The following is a 16,781-nucleotide window of genomic DNA, read 5'->3' on the forward strand; positions in this document are numbered from 1 at the left end:
CACCTTTTGGTTTTAGATAACGGAATCTAGTTCAACATGTCAACTTGACTAGGATGAGTATAATTAATGCTAAATAGCTTTTTTGACTATTAACTACTCAATAAATGGAGGTGTTAGTGAGTTTTACTGTTGGACTGAGAAGTCATCAATAAATTGGGGCAGGCTTTAAGTAAAAATATATGCAATAAATAATCTTATCCAAAACTGATATGGAAGATTAGTTTATAAATTATGCTGATTAAATGCCTTGTTTTACTAACGTTACTGTTTTTTTAGCTAGTGTTTTTTTAAGAGGTGAGTGGTCGCTAAAGAAAGACTTTGAAGAAGGGGTCTGGACTACGGTGAATCAATCTATTCTAAAAAAGTAAATATAAATGAAAGGAATTAATTTGCTCGACTCTATAAGCAATATAAGTATAAAAACAGCATTTGGTGCCCATGAAATTCAAACTAAAGGCTGAGTAACAAAATTTGGTGGTTATTTCGGCACTGTCCTACCAGTTTGTTTACTTATCAAGGTTAATAGAATGTAAACTTTTCAATGGTTAACATTAAACTTTCTTCATTTCTTTGTATTAAGCCTGAAAAAGCCGTTTTTTAATGGCAAATTAAGCGTTGAACCATAAAATAAAGCCTGCTTTCCCGAGTCCTTTTATTCACAAGCGTTGTGGTACTCGGTATAGTAAGCCATCTTTTATTACGCAAAATTTACAATCGCAAATTATGTTTACATGGCCTATTTCAATTTATTACGAAGACACCGATGCTGGTGGAGTAGTTTATCATTCTAACTATTTAAACTTCTTCGAGCGCGCCCGAACCGAGTGGTTAAAATCTATGGGTGTCGTTCAAAGTGAGTTATTAGCGGATGATATTGCTTTTGTTGTTAAGCATGCTGAATTAGATTTTCGCATTGCAGCAAGATTCGAACAGAACTTATTTGTAGAGTCACAGGTCATAGAATTAAAAAAAGCCTCTTTGGTGTTTAAACAGCGATTGCTTGATGACAAAGGCGACTGCTATTGTGAGGGCACTATTATTGTTGCCTGTATCGCTTTATCACGTATGCGACCAAGAGCTATCCCATTAAATATTGTGCAGGAGTTCAATCGTGCAAGCTGAAATTTCTTTTATCGGTCTTTTTTTAGAGGCAAGTGTTCTCGTTAAGTTAGTGATGCTGACTTTATTATGCTTATCTATTGCCTCATGGGCTGTCATTATTCAGCGTCGAAAGTTATTAAATAGCGCTCGGGCTAAAGCTATCAAATTTGAAGATACATTTTGGTCAGGAGTTGATCTCAACAAGTTGTATAAAGAATTATCTGCTCGCAGTGAAGGTGTTTCAGGACTTGAAGCTTTATTTGTAGCAGGGTTTAAAGAGTATTCACGTTTAAGCCAAGCCAACAGTAAATCACCTGAAGCTGTCATGGATGGCACTACCCGTGCTATGCGAGTGAGTTTATCTCGTGAAGTTGAACGTTTAGAAACACACCTTCCTTTATTAGCGACCATAGGTTCAACAAGTCCGTATATTGGTTTGTTCGGAACAGTATGGGGCATCATGAACTCGTTTATTGCTCTTGGCGCCGTTGAAAATGCCACGCTTACCATGGTTGCACCAGGTATTGCTGAAGCCTTGATTGCAACAGCTATGGGCTTGTTCGCCGCGATCCCAGCTGTTATTGGCTATAACCGTTTCTCGACTCAAGTCGAAAAGATTGAAATGTCGCACGTTAACTTTATGGAAGAGTTTTCTAACATATTGCAACGCCAGGCCTACAGTGAGAAGGAAGCGGTGTAATGTATCAACGTAAGCGCCGTCGTCCGGTCGCCGAAATCAATGTTGTACCTTATATTGACGTGATGTTGGTGCTGTTAATCATCTTTATGGTTACTGCGCCAATAGTTTCGCAAGGGGTCAAAGTTGAATTACCTCAAGGTGAAGCTGAACCGTTACCAGCTGAAAGTAAACCACCTATTGTGGCATCTATAGATGAGTTTGGAGAGTATTTCCTCAATGTAGGAAGTGGATCTAATGATGATTCACTGTCTTTGGATGAAATCTCAATTCAAGTGGGCGCAATGATCTTACTTGAACCTGAAAGACCGGTGGTCGTGAAAGCTGACCGCCGTATTCCTTATGAAAATGTGATTCAGTTAATGGTCAGTCTGCAAGGTGCGGGTGTGCCTGCAGTGGGCTTGATGACTGATTCACCTAAGGAGTAATTTGGTGGCTGCTAAATCTCAATTAACCTTACCAATTACAATCTCAGCAGGTGTGCATGTTGGCGTTATTGTCGCGCTAGCATTAGGCATTAGCTTTGATGATAAGCCTAAACATTTGCCGCAAGCTCAACAGTCAGAGCCAATAGTGCAAGCTGTGGTGGTGGATCAACAGCGTATTAATGAGCATGCTGAAAAGCTGAAAAAGCAACGGGCTGATACTGCTCGTATCGAGCGTGAGCGTCAAGCTGAGTTAGACAGGCAAGCACGCAAAGCAAAAGATGAAGTGCGTAAAGAGCAAGAACGCATTAAGCAGCTCGAAAATCAGCGTAAGTTGAAAGAGCAAGAAACTCTTAAAGCTAACAATGCGGCGAAAGCTGCAAAGTTAAAAGAAGCTGAAGAAAAAGCTAAAGCCCAAAAAGCAGCGGATTTACGTAAAAAGCAAGAAGCTGAACGTCAAGCTGCTGAGAAAAAAGCTGCTGAAAAACGCAAAGCAGAAGAAGCTGCGGCGGCTAAAAAACGTGAAGATGAACGCAAACGTAAAGAAGAGGCTGAAAGAAAACGTAAGGCTGAAGAAGCTGAACGTGCTCGCCAAGAACGTGAAATGGCAGAAGCAATGGCGGCTGAACAAGTTGCGCTATCGGCTACTCGTAATAAGCAAGTTGTGTCTGAAGTAAACAAGTACACCGCAATGATTAAATCAACTATTCAGCGTAATTTGGTTGTCGATGAGTCGATGCGTGGTAAAAGTTGTCGAGTATTCATTCGCTTAGCGCAAGATGGTTTTGTCACTGCAAGCCAAACATTAAGTGGCGACCAAGTAGTTTGCCGTGCAGCTAAAGCGGCTATTAACAAAGCAGGGCGTTTACCTGTTTCAGCTGAAGCAGACGTTTATAACAAAATGAAAGAAATTAATTTAACCGTATCACCGGAATTTAATTAAAGGAGTCACATGAAGATTTTGGCAAAATGGTTAACGATATTGGTACTATTTATTAGTACTAGCGCTAATGCTGCATTAGATATTGTTATCACTGAAGGTGTTGATGCAGCTAGACCTATCGCGATTATGCCTTTTGTTTGGCAGGGTACAGGTCCAGCTCCACAGCAAATTAGTGATGTTGTTACCAGTGATTTAGCGCGAAGCGGTACGTTTAACCCCCTTGATGCGCGCGGTTTACCACAAACGAATATCAGCACTGTGAAAGAGTTTATTGCCACTGGTTGGGGCGAAACGGCATCTGAAGCATTACTCGTAGGTTCTATTAAACCTTATGGTACTAATCAATATTTAGTGAGCTTTGATCTGATTGATCTTGTTAAAGCGCAACTGCAATCAGGTAAAGGTCCTACGACTTCTAATGACTTATTACTTGAAAGTCGTGAAACGGTCATTAGTGAAGCGCAATTTAGACAATACGGTCACCGTATCAGCGACATCGTGTATGAAAAATTAACTGGTATTCGTGGTGCGTTTTTAAGCCGTGTAGCTTATGTTGTGGTTAAGCAAGGCGAAAAGTCGCCATATCATTTAATGATTTCAGATTACGACGGTTATAACGAACAAATGTTATTACGTTCACCTGAGCCATTAATGTCACCAGCATGGTCGCCTGATGGACGTCGTTTAGCATATGTAAGTTTTGAGAACCGTAAAGCGGAAATCTTTGTTCAAGATATCTATACTCAAGAGCGCGTTAAAGTTAGCTCGCATAATGGTATAAATGGTGCTCCAAGCTTTTCTCCTGACGGTAAAAAGCTGGCGGTGACTTTATCTAAAGATGGCCAGCCAGAAATATATATTATTGATATCGCCACTAAAGCATTGAAGCGTGTCACTAATCATTATGCGATTGATACTGAAGCTTCGTGGACACCAGATGGTGAGTCGTTGATTTTTACCTCTGAACGCGGCGGTAGACCGCAAATTTATCAAGTGAAACTGAGCACTGGAAAAATATCACGTGTGACATTTGAAGGTGAGTGGAATTTAGGTGGCACGATAACACCTGATGGTCGCAGCATGATTTTTGTTAACCGCACTAACGGTAAATACAATATCGCGAGAATGGATCTTAAAACTCGCTTTATGCAAGTACTGACTTCGACTCAACTTGATGAGTCTCCAAGTATTGCGCCAAATGGAACCATGGTTATTTATGGTACCACTTACCGCGGTAGCCAAGTGTTAGCTGCGGTATCTATGGATGGAAGATTTAAAGCAAGACTACCAGCAGGCCAAGGCGAAGTGAAATCGCCAGCCTGGTCTCCATTTTTATAAAAATTAATTAAGGATTACACATGAATCTGAATAAGTTGTTTAAAGCTATGTTAGTTGTTGTACCTGTAATGGCATTAGGGGCATGTAGCACAACTTCAGAATCTGAAACAGATGCAAGTGGTTCAACAAGTGGTTCAACAACCACAACTACTGGCGGTGAATATGGTTCTGGTGGAGTTGAAACTGGTGGCGTAGCGCCAATCTTAACACCAGAAGAGCAACAAAGAGTTGAGCAAGAAGAATTACGTGCTCAAAACATCATTTACTTTGATTTTGACCGTAGTGAAGTACAAAGCGAAAATGCGGCAATTATCCAAGCTCACGGTAACTACTTAGTAGAACATCCAAATGTGCGAGTATTGATTGAAGGTCATGCAGATGAGCGTGGTACACCTGAATACAATATTGCTCTTGGGGAACGCCGTGCCAAAGCCATTGCAAAATACTTACAAGGCATGGGTGTTCAAGCTAGCCAAATGAGTGTGGTTAGTTACGGTGAAGAAAAACCATTAGATTTTTCTCGTTCAGAAAGTGGTTTTGCTAAAAACCGTCGTGGTGTTTTAGTTTACTAATTACGTTATAACAATTGACGTATACGGAGGGCCAGTCCTGCTGGCCATTTTAGGAGTTTATTGATGAAACATGCTGTTTTAGTTGCTGCAATGTTTGTAACTGCGGGTGCCACAGCTGCACCTGCGCCAGTACAAGACATTGCTGGTGGTTCAAGTGATGATCGCATCTCTCGTTTAGAGCGTATAATTAAAGCGAAACAACAAACTGAATTCGAAGCCCAACAACGCTTAGATGCTTTACAACGTGAAGTATTGGATTTACGTGGCATTACCGAACAGCAAGATTACCAAATTAGTCAAATGCTTCAGCGTCAACGTCAGCTTTATGAAGAAATTGCCAATTTATCAGCAAGTGCTGCTTCAACCACAGTGACTGTTGCTGATTCAAGTGCGACTTCAGCGACAAAGTCCACATTAGGTGAAACTGCCAGCTATGAGCAAGCGGTCAACCTTGTGTTGAAAGAAAGAAAGTATGATGAAGCTATTCCAGCCTTCAGCGAGTTTATTAAGCAATATCCTGATTCAACTTATGCGGCTAACGCAAATTATTGGCTTGGACAGTTATTATTTAATAAAGGTACCTTCCCAGAAGCTAAGCAAGCTTTTGATACTGTGGTGACAAAATACCCTAACTCAAACAAGCGTGGTGATAGTTTAGTCAAGCTAGGTATGATCGCAGAGAAAGAGGGTGATAGCACAACAGCAAAGACTTTCTATAACCGCGTATTAAAAGAATATGCAAATAGTGCCTCTGCTCGTCTAGCACAACAACAACTGTCGGCTTTATAAGCCTAATTTAACTAAAAAACAGCCTCTTAGTTTATTTTTAGTGCAAACGGCAAAAAAACCATAAATTGCACTTGCATGAGAAGATGAAAAAGGTATTATAGGCGCCCTCAGAACGGAGCGACGTTCTGGGGTCATTAAACAGGTTAGATTAACTTATTTTGATGACAGATTGATTGAACTCTATTTATAGTCTTCACTTAATCTAAGAAACAGAAATGGGTCGTTAGCTCAGTTGGTAGAGCAGTTGGCTTTTAACCAATTGGTCGAAGGTTCGAATCCTTCACGACCCACCACTTTCTGAAAGTGAGATTGCCAGTCAGGCTTTAATTCAGACGTAATGAATCGTTACGTAAAACTAGATGGGTCGTTAGAACAGTTGCTTAGTTTAATTAAGCAGTTGGCTTTCTCTCCAATTAAGACATAGTTTTAATGAAATACAGATGGGTCGTTAGCTCAGTTGGTAGAGCAGTTGGCTTTTAACCAATTGGTCGAAGGTTCGAATCCTTCACGACCCACCACTTTTCTAAAAGTGTTGCCAGTTAGGCATAGATTTAGATGCATTACCTAGATGGGTCGTTAGCTCAGTTGGTAGAGCAGTTGGCTTTTAACCAATTGGTCGAAGGTTCGAATCCTTCACGACCCACCACTTTTCTGAAAGTGAGATAGCCTGTTCGGCTTTGATTCAGACCCTCTATTGTCCTATCGTTTTTAATCTATTTATATTCCAGTTTTTTAATTTATTCAGCTTAGATATAAATTCATCTCTTGTATGTTGATGTTGTACTTTTTGTCAACTTTATCGCCTCATAAATAAGTATTCTTTTGTTCACAAAAATACAGCTTAGCTAATAAATTCACCGATCAGTCTTAACGTATTCTAATTGCTAATGTTATCCACCATTTAATTGCAATTCTGATAATCATTTTAGTTTTCTCTCATCTACTTTTGTCTAATAGACCTATTGCTAATGTTGCTTGGATGTTAACTGGGTCATATTGCTATGGATGATAAGAACAGGGAGAGCATGATGAAACAAGCAAAATATGGTTTAGTAATAGGTATCTCGATGCTGGCATTAAGTAATGTGAGCTATGCAGATACTGATATGCAGTTTGGTGGTTATGTAAAAGCCGATGTGATGTTCAGTGATTATGGTAATGGGGCGCCAGACTCAGGAAGTTTATCTCGTCAGTTTTATGTGCCTGGTACTATTTATGGGGAAGAAGGAAATGGCAACCAAGTTGTCGATTTTCAAGCACGTGAGACACGCTTTAATTTTAAAACTGTGTCAGATTTTGATGGCCATAAGCTAACAGGGTTTATTGAATTAGATTTCATGACTCATACAGATGGTAATGAACGTGTATCAAACAGTTATTCTCCTCGTATTCGCCAAGCATTTGTAAGCTATGATAATTGGACTGTAGGTCAAACATGGACCACATTTCAAAACCCTGGTGCGTTGCCAGAGAACTTAGATTTCGTTGGGGCAGCTGAGGGTACGCCATTTGTGCGTCAAGCGATGATCCGATATACCAATGGTGGCTTCCAGTTAGCGGTAGAAAATCCAGAAACAACCGTAAATCAATACCAAACAGCATCTCGTTTAACCAGTGGAAGTGGTATTGTGCCAGATGTTGTTGCGCGTTATAACTTTAAAACAGAAGGTGGTACAGCCATTTCTGTAGCAGGTATTTTACGTCAATTAAATGTAGAACAAAATGTTGGCACGCAAGCCGTTGACTCAACAGAAATGGGTTATGGTGCGAGCATCGCAGGTATTATTCCAGTTGGCGGAGATGACTTTAAGTTTTCAGCAACATATGGTGAAGGTTTAGGCCGTTATATGGCGCTTAACTATGCAAATGCAGGTAATTTAGATGCATCTGGCGAAATACAAACCATCAGTTCATATGGTGGTTATGCAGCTTATCGTCATTGGTGGAATGATAAATGGCGTTCTAGCTTAACTGTTTCAGCGTTTAAGGCTGATAACGATACCATGCTATCAAGTGATCAGGTTAATGCTGAATCATATTCTAGCTATATTAACTTGCTGTATTCACCAACTAAGCCGTTAACTTTTGGTGTTGAGTATATGTATGCGATGAATGAAAGAGAAGATGGTAGCGATGGTGACTTAAGCCGTATTTTGTTTTCTGCTAAATACGTCCTATAGTAAAGTAGTTTGATATTGTAACTTCCCCCCCGAAAATCAAGTTACATTTAAAAGGGTTAATTCATTGAATTAACCCTTTTTCTTTCAATAATATATTAGCGAATTGTAGCGAAAATATTTAGCCTAATAAGTTATTTGAACGAACATACTGTTCGAACTCAGTGTAACCACCTACATGAACTTCATCTACGAAGATTTGCGGTACCGTTTCAACTGGCTTGCCCACAGTTTTCTCTAGGTCAGCTTTAGAAATGCCTTCAGCATGAATGTCTACGTACTTAAATTTAAAACCGTCACGCTGTTCAGTTAATTTTTCTGATAATTCAACAGCACGAACACAATATGGACAGCCTGGACGGCCAAAAATTACAACAAACATAGTGACTCCTTTTTTTGATTTGAAGATTTATACCATAACTCTTATTGAATTGATAATTTATACAGAACTCGGTTAAAAACTACTTTCATCAATCGTTTTATAACGACCTTTATAGTCAAAAAACTTCTCGACTAAATCCCATTTATTTTTCTGTTTTTTTAATAGGAGTAAATCAGGTTTCTTAAAGTGATCTGCTTGAGTAATAAGTTGCTGCGGTGTTTTGTATTGTGGATGTTTCATTCCTGGCGTTCGCGAATGCGGTGCGATAAAAATGGCAAATAGCGCGCGGCGCTGGGCAGGGGTTTCCATTCTAAAGGTTTCTTTAAAGTCATTCGCTTCAATATCGAAGTATTGAACGATTAATTTGTTGTCATCTGCCGTTAGTAGCATTTCTTGGCATTTAAAGAGATGGTGATGTTGAGAAGATAAGACTTGCTTCAAGCGTTTGTCTGGATCTATCAATGTAGATTGACAGGTTTGGCATATACGGGCAGCAATATCATTCTCAGCGCCGCAATCAGGACAGGATTTTGACCTGAATCGAAAGTCACATTGATGTTTTTGATTATCATGAGTCTTTTCTACTAAGCCTTGGCACCGCCTGCCAAAGTGCTCAACTATATCGCCGTCACTATCAACTAATCCCCAAAACGTGTTGGCAAACTGACAAACGGGGCAGTGAACTTGCACAGGTACAGATTTACTGTTGGTTTTCACTTGGCCAACTTCTGGGAAGTATAAGTCATAGCCATTTGCTGCGTAATCAATTACTAGGCAATCATCTTTATCAGGCGCTAAACGGAGCCCTCGGCCAATCATTTGCTGAAATAGGCTCACTGATGCTGTAGGTCTTAAAATCGCGATTAAGTCCACATGAGGGGCGTCAAAGCCAGTGGTTAATACTGCAACGTTAACAATAAATTTAAGTTGCTGTTGTTTAAAGCGAGTAATTATTTCATCGCGCTCGATATGAAGTGTCTCAGCGGTTATTAATGCTGCACTATCATCGAGTAACGTCATTATTTCTTGTGCATGACGCACTGTTGCTGCAAATATGAGCACGCCTTTACGGTGCTCGGCAAGTTGTAGCACTTGTTTGATAATAGCGGTTGTTGCTCGGCCTTGATGATTGAGTAAGTCATCGACTTCTTTTTGCGGGTACTCCCCAGATTCTGAAGGTGTGACTTGGCTAAAGTCATATTGAGCACTTAAGCCATCAAAAATCTTAGGCGCAGTTAAATAACCTTGCTTGATTAAAGGCCGCATTGGCAGCTCAAATATACATTTTTCAAAAATCGGTTTTTCAGTGTTACCCACTTTGCCATGGTAGTGGTGGCGATATATCCAACCTAAACCTAAGCGGTATGGTGTTGCTGTTAAACCCAATAATTTAAGTTGTGGGTTACGTTTTTTTAAATGAGCCAGCAATTGCCAGTATTGACTATTTTCATCGTTACTCACGCGGTGACACTCATCAATGATCACCAAAGAAAAAACCTGATTGAATTTTTCTGGCGCTCTTGCTGCAGATTGCACACTGGCGACAACAGTTTTACCAACTGCTTTTTTTTGATTTAATCCAGCAGAATAAATACTGGCTTCTTCGGTTAGTAAACCCACTTTTTCTGCATTTTGTGCAACTAACTCTTTAACGTGAGTGAGCACTAAAACATTTCCACGTGCAATACGTGCAAGCTCAGCGATGACGATGCTTTTACCTGCACCTGTGGGTAATACCAGCACCGCTGAATCATTACTTTGTTTAAAATGGGCTATGGCAGCATTGACTGAGTCTTGCTGATAATCACGAAGCGAAATTGTTACTGGCATAAACTCGTTATTGTTGAATGTTTTGAAAAGATAACTGAGGGGTTACTTTATCACGTAACGCAGTGGATGTTAGGTTATTACGATTTGCTTAAGCTGAGTTTTAACATAAAAAAGCCCCCTCATTTGAGGGGGCAATGAGAATCTGGTCAAGACTCTCTAGGTGGGTAGGACGTAAAGGTTACGATTAACCTGACAATCACTAATCGTCAGTGTTATTCGGTTTTATTTAAGCGGGATTCGATAAGTGTATCGATTACCGCTGGATCTGCCAGTGTTGAAGAATCACCTAAGTTGGTCACTTCATTTGCTGCAATCTTGCGTAAGAAGCGACGCATGATTTTGCCTGAACGCGTTTTAGGTAGTCCGCCAGCCCACTGAATTAAATCAGGGGTCGCTAGGGCGCCGATTTCTTTACGAACCCATTGGCGTAGACCTTGACGAAGTTCTTCTGTTTCTTCAACGCCTTTAGTAAGCGTCACATAAGCATAGATACCTTGGCCCTTGATATCATGGGGGTAACCAACTACTGCAGCTTCAGCAACTAGCTCATGTGAAACAAGTGCACTTTCAACTTCTGCTGTACCAAGTCGATGGCCGGACACATTAATAACGTCATCTACTCGGCCAGTGATCCAGTAATAACCATCTTCATCACGACGTGCACCGTCACCAGTAAAGTACATGCCTCTAAAGGTTTTAAAGTAGGTCAGTGCAAAACGGTCATGGTCGCCATAAACAGTTCGCATTTGACCAGGCCATGAATCTAGGATGACTAAGTTTCCTTCAACCGCGCCGTCTAAAATATTGCCCATGTTATCCACTAACGCAGGTTGTACGCCAAAGAATGGACGAGTAGCAGAGCCTGGTTTTGCATCAGTTGCGCCTGGTAACGGGCTAATTAGAATGCCACCAGTTTCTGTTTGCCACCATGTATCCACAATAGGGCAAGACTCATGACCAATCACTTCGTGGTACCAACGCCATGCTTCTGGGTTAATAGGTTCACCTACTGAGCCCATGACACGTAAAGAGCTGCCATCGAAACCTTCAAATTGCTCTTTGCCCTCAGCCATTAATGCACGGATTAATGTCGGAGCTGTATAAAGAATATTGACTTTATGACGGTCAATCATTTCGCCTAAACGAGAAGGGCCTGGCGAGTTAGGAACACCTTCGTGAATTAGCACGGTTGCGCCATTAGCAAGCGGGCCGTATACCATGTATGAGTGACCGGTAATCCACCCCACATCAGCAGTACACCAGTAAACTTCACCTTCTTTGTAATCAAAGACATATTCGTGAGTCATTGAAGCATAAACCATGTAACCACCTGTGGTGTGTAACACACCTTTAGGGTTACCGGTTGAGCCTGATGTATACAGTAGGAAAAGCGGGTCTTCAGCGCCCATTTCTTCTGCTTGGCAATGCTCTGAAGCTGTTGCCATTACATCGCTCCACCAAATATCACGACCTTCAACCCAATCGATGTCACCACCAGTTCGGTTAAGTACGATAACTTTTTCGACGCAATCAACATCTGGATTATTCAGTGCGTCATCAATGCTTCGCTTTAATGGAATTTTACGACCGCCACGAATACCTTCATCGGCAGTAATTAGCACTTTTGAATTACCATCAATCACACGTGATGCAATTGAGTCAGGTGAGAAGCCACCAAAGACAACAGAGTGAACAGCACCGATGCGTGCACATGCTAGCATTGCGACTGCAGCTTCTGGCACCATTGGCATATAAATGGTTACTACATCGCCTTTACAAACACCTTGGCTGCGTAGGGCGTTAGCAAACTTACATACATCAGTATGAAGCTCACGGTAGGTAATTTTGCGTTGTTCGCTGGCATCATCGCCTTCCCAGATAATGGCAACACGGTCACCATTTTTTTCAAGGTGGCGATCCAAACAGTTAGCTGAAGCGTTCAATGTGCCATCATAAAACCAGTTAATTGACAGGTTATGATCATCAAATGACGTCTTCTTAATTTTGGTGTAGGGTTTGATCCAATCAATACGCTTACCGTGTTCTCTCCAAAAACCTTCTGGATTTACCACAGATTCTTGGTACATTTTCTTATAGGTATCATTGTCTACCAGTGCGTTGGTTGCGAAATCTGCTGGTACTTTATAGAGAGACTGCGAGCTCATATGGCTTCCCTTTGTCGAATTTAGCGTTACGAAAGTATCGTCTGCAAGGTGAGGTTAACACTATTAGACCTTGGTCTAGTTTTAAAATATCCTTAATATTTAACCTGTTGCGCATGTTAGCATGGCACCAAATTGACACAGATTTATTGCTTATTTATTAAGCGAATATAATAAGAAGAGAAAGCCATGAATTTGACCTTAGTCGTTGCTGTGATTGCAATTTGCTATGTTTCTTTACTGTTTATTTTAGCGTGGGGAGCTGAGCGATGGTTTAGCAAGATCACCAAAAAAGTTCAGGTATGGATATACGGCTTAAGTCTAGCGGTTTACTGTTCTTCTTGGAGCTTCTTAGGCACAGTTGGTCAATCTGCCAACGATTTGTGGTCTTTTTTACCGATATACTTAGGCCCCATATTAGTTTTTTCGCTCGGTTTTGGGGTATTGCGCAAGATGGTTATCATCTCAAAAGCGCAAAATATTACTTCAGTGGCTGATTTTATTGCCGCTCGATATGGTAAATCTCAAACTCTCGCAGCGATTGTTACCCTCATTGCACTATTTGGCATCATGCCTTACATCGCCTTACAACTTAAAGCGATGGTGTTTAGTTTAAATCTTTTCCAACCAGACAATCAGCCTTTAAGTGCTGTCAGTGTACCTTTACTTATTACTTTTATATTGGCTATTTTTGCCATTTTGTTTGGCACCCGAAAACTGGATGCCACAGAACATAACCCGGGCATGATGGTCGCCATTGCATTTGAGTCGCTGGTAAAATTGGCGGCATTCTTGATCGTCGGTTTTGTGATTACCTATTTATACTTTGATGGTTTTGGCGATATTTGGCAGCAAGCATCAGACAAAGATATCATCAAAAATGGCAGCCTTAATATCGTGTCATTTTTGCCTGAAATGCTGGTGGGGATAGCTGCCTTCATGTGTATGCCGCGTCAATTCCATGTGATGGTAGTTGAGTGTGCTGAAGAAGCGGTACTTAACAAAGCTCGTTGGATTTTTCCGCTTTATTTAGCCATGTTCGGGCTATTTGTCGCGCCGCTGGCATTAGCAGGCACCTTGTTATTAGGTGATAGTGTTGCTGCAGATACCTATGTGATTAATCTACCTCTTGCATTAGACCAGCCCGTGCTGGCAGTCATCGCATTATTGGGTACTTTGTCTGCAGCGACAGGCATGGTAATCGTAGCGGTAGTTACTATTAGTGTGATGATCAGTAACGAATGGTTAGTGCCGTTTATGTTGCGAACAGGCCGTGTTAATGGAACCAACTTTAATCAATTTGCCCGCTTTTTATTAAACGCCCGTCGCTTAGCCATCGTCATCATTCTGGCGTTAGGTTATTTAAGTTATTTGTTGTTTGGCAACAGCGAATCGCTGTCTCACCTTGGACAGCTTTCTTTTGGGGCATTTGCGCAATTAGCGCCAGCTTTATTAGGTGGAATGTATTGGAAATATGGTAATCGTTCTGGAGTCTTTTTAGGCTTAGCCGTTGGTTTCTCGCTTTGGTGTTACATCTTATTTGAGGGCAGTGTAGGGATTGGCGGCGAAACGGGTCTGCTAGCGTCTATAAGCCCAGAAGTTGCCGATACCTTAATTGCATTACTCGCCAATGTGGTTTGTTATATTTTAGGCTCTCTTTGGTTCAGAGCGGGTGTAGCAGAGCGTATTCAAGCAAGTCATTTTATTAACCCTGGGGCAAATAAGCAGGGTGATAAGAAGGACACTAACCGCAAACATGGCGCAATTTCTCAGCAGGACTTATTAATCCTTGCGAGTCGTTTTGTCAGTCCGACAAGAGCTTATGAAAGCTTCAGTAAATTCTCCCCTGATGCAGTGCGCAGTGACTCATGGCACAAGGTTGCTGGTGAAGAACTGATTTCTCATACTGAACATATGCTCGCAGGTGTGCTTGGTGCATCCAGTGCTTCACTGGTGATGGATTCTGTATTACAAGGACGTGATTTAGCCCTTGATGAAGTTTTCAGCTTAGTAGATGAAGCGTCGTCAAAAATTATTTTGAGCCAAGACATGCTTCGCGGCGCTATTGAACATGCCTATGAAGGCATGAGCGTTGTTGATAAAGACTTAAACCTTGTTGCGTGGAATTATAAATACGCAGAGCTTTATGATTATCCTGATGACTTTTTACAACAAGGTATGCCAATCAGTGAAGTCGTGCGTTTTAATGCTGCGCGAGGTTATTGTGGTGAAGGCGATATAGAAACACAGGTTGAGATCCGTGTTCAGCACATGCGAAACGGCACAGAACATACTTCAGAGCGACAACGAAAAGACGGCAAGGTCATTAAGATTCAAGGTAATCCCATGCCAGATGGCGGTTTTGTGATGACCTTTACCGATATTACTCAGTATCGACTGCAAGAAAAGGCATTGATTGAAGCTAATGAAACACTAGAGTCTCGCGTACAAGAGCGTACTTATGAACTGGCAATGCTTAACAGTGAACTACTGGAAGCGAAAGCCCAAGAAGAGTTAGCAAATGCCTCTAAAAGTCGCTTTTTGGCAGCAGTAGGACATGACTTAATGCAGCCTTTAAATGCGGCGCGTTTATTTACAGCGTCTCTTGCACAATACCCCAATTTAGATTTAGAAGGTAAAACTACTATTTCTCATATCAATAATTCACTTCGCACAGCGGGTGAGCTATTAACAGATTTACTGGATATCTCTAAGTTAGATTCAGGCATGGTCGAAGTTAATCGTCGCGACTTTGCGGTGGCAGAGCTGTTAAATGGCTTATCTGTTGAGTTCGATGCGATGGCTAATGATAACCAAATTCGATTTAACATGATGCCTTGCACTGCCACGATAAATTCTGATTTATCTTTATTAAGACGTATTTTACAAAACTTTCTGACCAATGCGTATCGCTATGCAAAAGGAGGGCAAGTCTTGTTGGGTTGTCGCCGTCGTGGTGACTTCCTTGAAATACAAGTTATTGATACCGGTTGCGGAATTGATGAAAACGAAACCGAAGAAATTTTCAAAGAGTTTAAGCGGCTCAATCACCCGAGTAGTCGCAATGTGAGTGGCCTTGGCCTAGGTTTAGCGATTGCAGACAGGATCAGCAAGGTGCTTGAACATCAAATACAAGTGACATCCAAATTGGGTCAGGGTTCGGTATTTTCTATAACGGTGCCGCTTGGTGAGACAGTCAGTGAAAAAGTCATTAAACCAGTGCCAACATTAACTCAGCCATTAGCTGGGGTGAAAGTGCTTTGTATTGATAACGAAGAAGCCATTTTAGCAGGGCTTGAAAGCTTATTAACTCGTTGGAAGTGTGAAGTCGTGTGTGCATCTGATTTAGCAGATGCACGAATTAAACTGGGCTTAAAGGGCGTCGCGCCCGATATTGTTTTAGCCGATTACCATTTAGATAATGATCAAAATGGTGTTGATGCGATGGACGGCATCCGCTCTCGTTACGGTGAGCATTTACCAGGGATCTTGATTACTGCTAATACCAATAAAGATTTGGTTGACGATGTACAAAAGCGTGGTTATCACTATATGGCGAAAATGGTAAAACCTGCCGCATTAAGAGCGCTTATTTCTAGCTTAGTTAAGTAAGACATAAAATTAAGAGTTAGGTCAGCCAAAAAATTAAGAGTAAAATAAGCGATTAGTCATCAAACCAAGATGTATATCGGTTTCACAAGGACAGCGAATGATTACAGTATACGGTGATGAGAAGTCAGGTAATTGCTATAAAATTAAACTCACACTACATCTGCTGAATATTGAATATCAGTGGAAAGCAGTAGACTTGATGAAAGGGGAGACAACAACGCCAGCGTTTTTAGCCAAAAGTCCCCAAGGTAAGTTACCGATTATAGAATTAACTGATGGCAGAGTCCTAGCTGAATCTAATGCGATTATTGGTTATTTAGCTGGTAATTCTGAGCTTGTTCCTAAAGATGAATTTGATAAGGCGTTGATGTATCAATGGATGTTTTACGAGCAATATACTCATGAGCCATGCATTGCCGTGGCACGCTTTATTCAGTTATACCAAAACATGCCTGTTGAGCGTCAGTCTGAATATGATTCATTACATGCTAAGGGGACTAAAATACTTGGCTTACTTGATCAGCAGTTATCAGATAACCTGTTTATTATTGGCTCTCAGTTTACCTTGGCCGATATTGCACTTTATGCCTATACCCATGTCGCACATGAAGGAGGTTTTGATTTAACTCATTATGTCAACATTAATAACTGGTTAGAACGGGTTACTAAGCAAAGGGGATATGTGAGCATGTTTGGCTGACAAGAGATGGATTAAACTATAAGAATAGAAGAGAGAATTCTTTTAATACATGC

The 16,781-nt window shown here is 41.0% G+C and carries 13 protein-coding genes and 3 tRNA genes; 13 read left to right on the top strand and 3 right to left on the bottom strand.

Translation table 11 applies throughout. From position 1 onward, the window contains the following. The first annotated feature begins 720 nt into the window (after positions 1–720). The 11 genes from ybgC to K5Q58_RS16660 all read left to right on the top strand — a co-directional run bounded on the left by ybgC (position 721) and on the right by K5Q58_RS16660 (position 8,045). Entirely contained in the window at positions 721–1,122 is a 402-nt protein-coding gene (gene ybgC / locus K5Q58_RS16610; RefSeq protein ID WP_220755033.1) for a tol-pal system-associated acyl-CoA thioesterase, read from the top strand. Beyond that, positions 1,112–1,801 carry a protein TolQ gene (tolQ, locus tag K5Q58_RS16615; RefSeq protein WP_220755018.1) on the top strand — a complete coding sequence of 230 codons (690 nt, stop codon included), beginning with the start codon at positions 1,112–1,114 and terminating at the stop codon, positions 1,799–1,801. The genes ybgC and tolQ overlap by 11 nt, the downstream gene beginning before the upstream one ends. Further along, positions 1,801–2,226 (top strand): protein TolR, encoded by a 426-nt coding sequence (tolR, locus tag K5Q58_RS16620; protein ID WP_220755019.1) that lies wholly within the window; start codon positions 1,801–1,803, stop codon positions 2,224–2,226. Before tolQ ends, tolR begins: the two co-directional genes overlap by 1 nt. Before the next feature lie 4 nt (positions 2,227–2,230). Continuing rightward, the gene (gene tolA, locus K5Q58_RS16625; RefSeq protein WP_220755020.1) at positions 2,231–3,166 is read left to right on the top strand and encodes a cell envelope integrity protein TolA; all 936 of its coding nucleotides are present in this window, start codon (positions 2,231–2,233) and stop codon (positions 3,164–3,166) included. A 9-nt stretch (positions 3,167–3,175) separates the two neighbouring features. Further along, entirely contained in the window at positions 3,176–4,504 is a 1,329-nt protein-coding gene (gene tolB / locus K5Q58_RS16630) for a Tol-Pal system beta propeller repeat protein TolB (protein ID WP_220755021.1), read from the top strand. Positions 4,505–4,524: 20 nt separating this feature from the next. Further along, a complete protein-coding gene (pal, locus tag K5Q58_RS16635) occupies positions 4,525–5,076 on the top strand; it encodes a peptidoglycan-associated lipoprotein Pal (RefSeq protein ID WP_220755022.1) in 552 nt (183 codons plus the stop codon). 63 nt (positions 5,077–5,139) lie between these two features. Further along, the gene (gene ybgF, locus K5Q58_RS16640; RefSeq protein ID WP_220755023.1) at positions 5,140–5,865 is read left to right on the top strand and encodes a tol-pal system protein YbgF; all 726 of its coding nucleotides are present in this window, start codon (positions 5,140–5,142) and stop codon (positions 5,863–5,865) included. A 217-nt stretch (positions 5,866–6,082) separates the two neighbouring features. After that, positions 6,083–6,158, top strand: a tRNA-Lys gene (locus tag K5Q58_RS16645). Positions 6,159–6,307: 149 nt separating this feature from the next. Beyond that, positions 6,308–6,383, top strand: a tRNA-Lys gene (locus K5Q58_RS16650). A gap of 52 nt (positions 6,384–6,435) precedes the next feature. Next, a tRNA-Lys gene (locus tag K5Q58_RS16655) sits at positions 6,436–6,511 on the top strand. A 382-nt stretch (positions 6,512–6,893) separates the two neighbouring features. Beyond that, a complete protein-coding gene (locus K5Q58_RS16660; protein WP_220755024.1) occupies positions 6,894–8,045 on the top strand; it encodes a DcaP family trimeric outer membrane transporter in 1,152 nt (383 codons plus the stop codon). 118 nt (positions 8,046–8,163) lie between these two features. Here K5Q58_RS16660 and K5Q58_RS16665 read toward each other — a convergent pair whose 3' ends face one another. The 3 genes from K5Q58_RS16665 to acs form a co-directional block, all read right to left on the bottom strand. Next, positions 8,164–8,424, bottom strand: a complete 261-nt coding sequence (locus K5Q58_RS16665; RefSeq protein WP_055026330.1) for a GrxA family glutaredoxin — start codon at positions 8,422–8,424, stop codon at positions 8,164–8,166. 72 nt (positions 8,425–8,496) lie between these two features. Beyond that, positions 8,497–10,254, bottom strand: coding sequence for a DEAD/DEAH box helicase (locus K5Q58_RS16670; RefSeq protein WP_220755025.1), 1,758 nt, complete (start codon positions 10,252–10,254; stop codon positions 8,497–8,499). Between the two features lie 212 nt (positions 10,255–10,466). Continuing rightward, positions 10,467–12,419, bottom strand: coding sequence for an acetate--CoA ligase (gene acs, locus K5Q58_RS16675; RefSeq protein ID WP_220755026.1), 1,953 nt, complete (start codon positions 12,417–12,419; stop codon positions 10,467–10,469). 186 nt (positions 12,420–12,605) lie between these two features. Here acs and K5Q58_RS16680 point away from each other — a divergent pair, with 186 nt between their 5' ends. Both K5Q58_RS16680 and K5Q58_RS16685 read left to right on the top strand, forming a co-directional pair. Next, on the top strand, positions 12,606–16,028 hold the full coding sequence (locus tag K5Q58_RS16680; RefSeq protein ID WP_220755027.1) for a PAS domain-containing hybrid sensor histidine kinase/response regulator: 3,423 nt from the start codon (positions 12,606–12,608) through the stop codon (positions 16,026–16,028). Positions 16,029–16,128: 100 nt separating this feature from the next. Then, positions 16,129–16,728 (top strand): glutathione S-transferase family protein, encoded by a 600-nt coding sequence (locus K5Q58_RS16685; protein WP_220755034.1) that lies wholly within the window; start codon positions 16,129–16,131, stop codon positions 16,726–16,728. The last annotated feature ends 53 nt before the right edge of the window (positions 16,729–16,781 follow it).

It is taken from the genome of Shewanella sp. KT0246 (assembly GCF_019654955.1).
GTDB lineage: Bacteria > Pseudomonadota > Gammaproteobacteria > Enterobacterales > Shewanellaceae > Shewanella > Shewanella goraebulensis.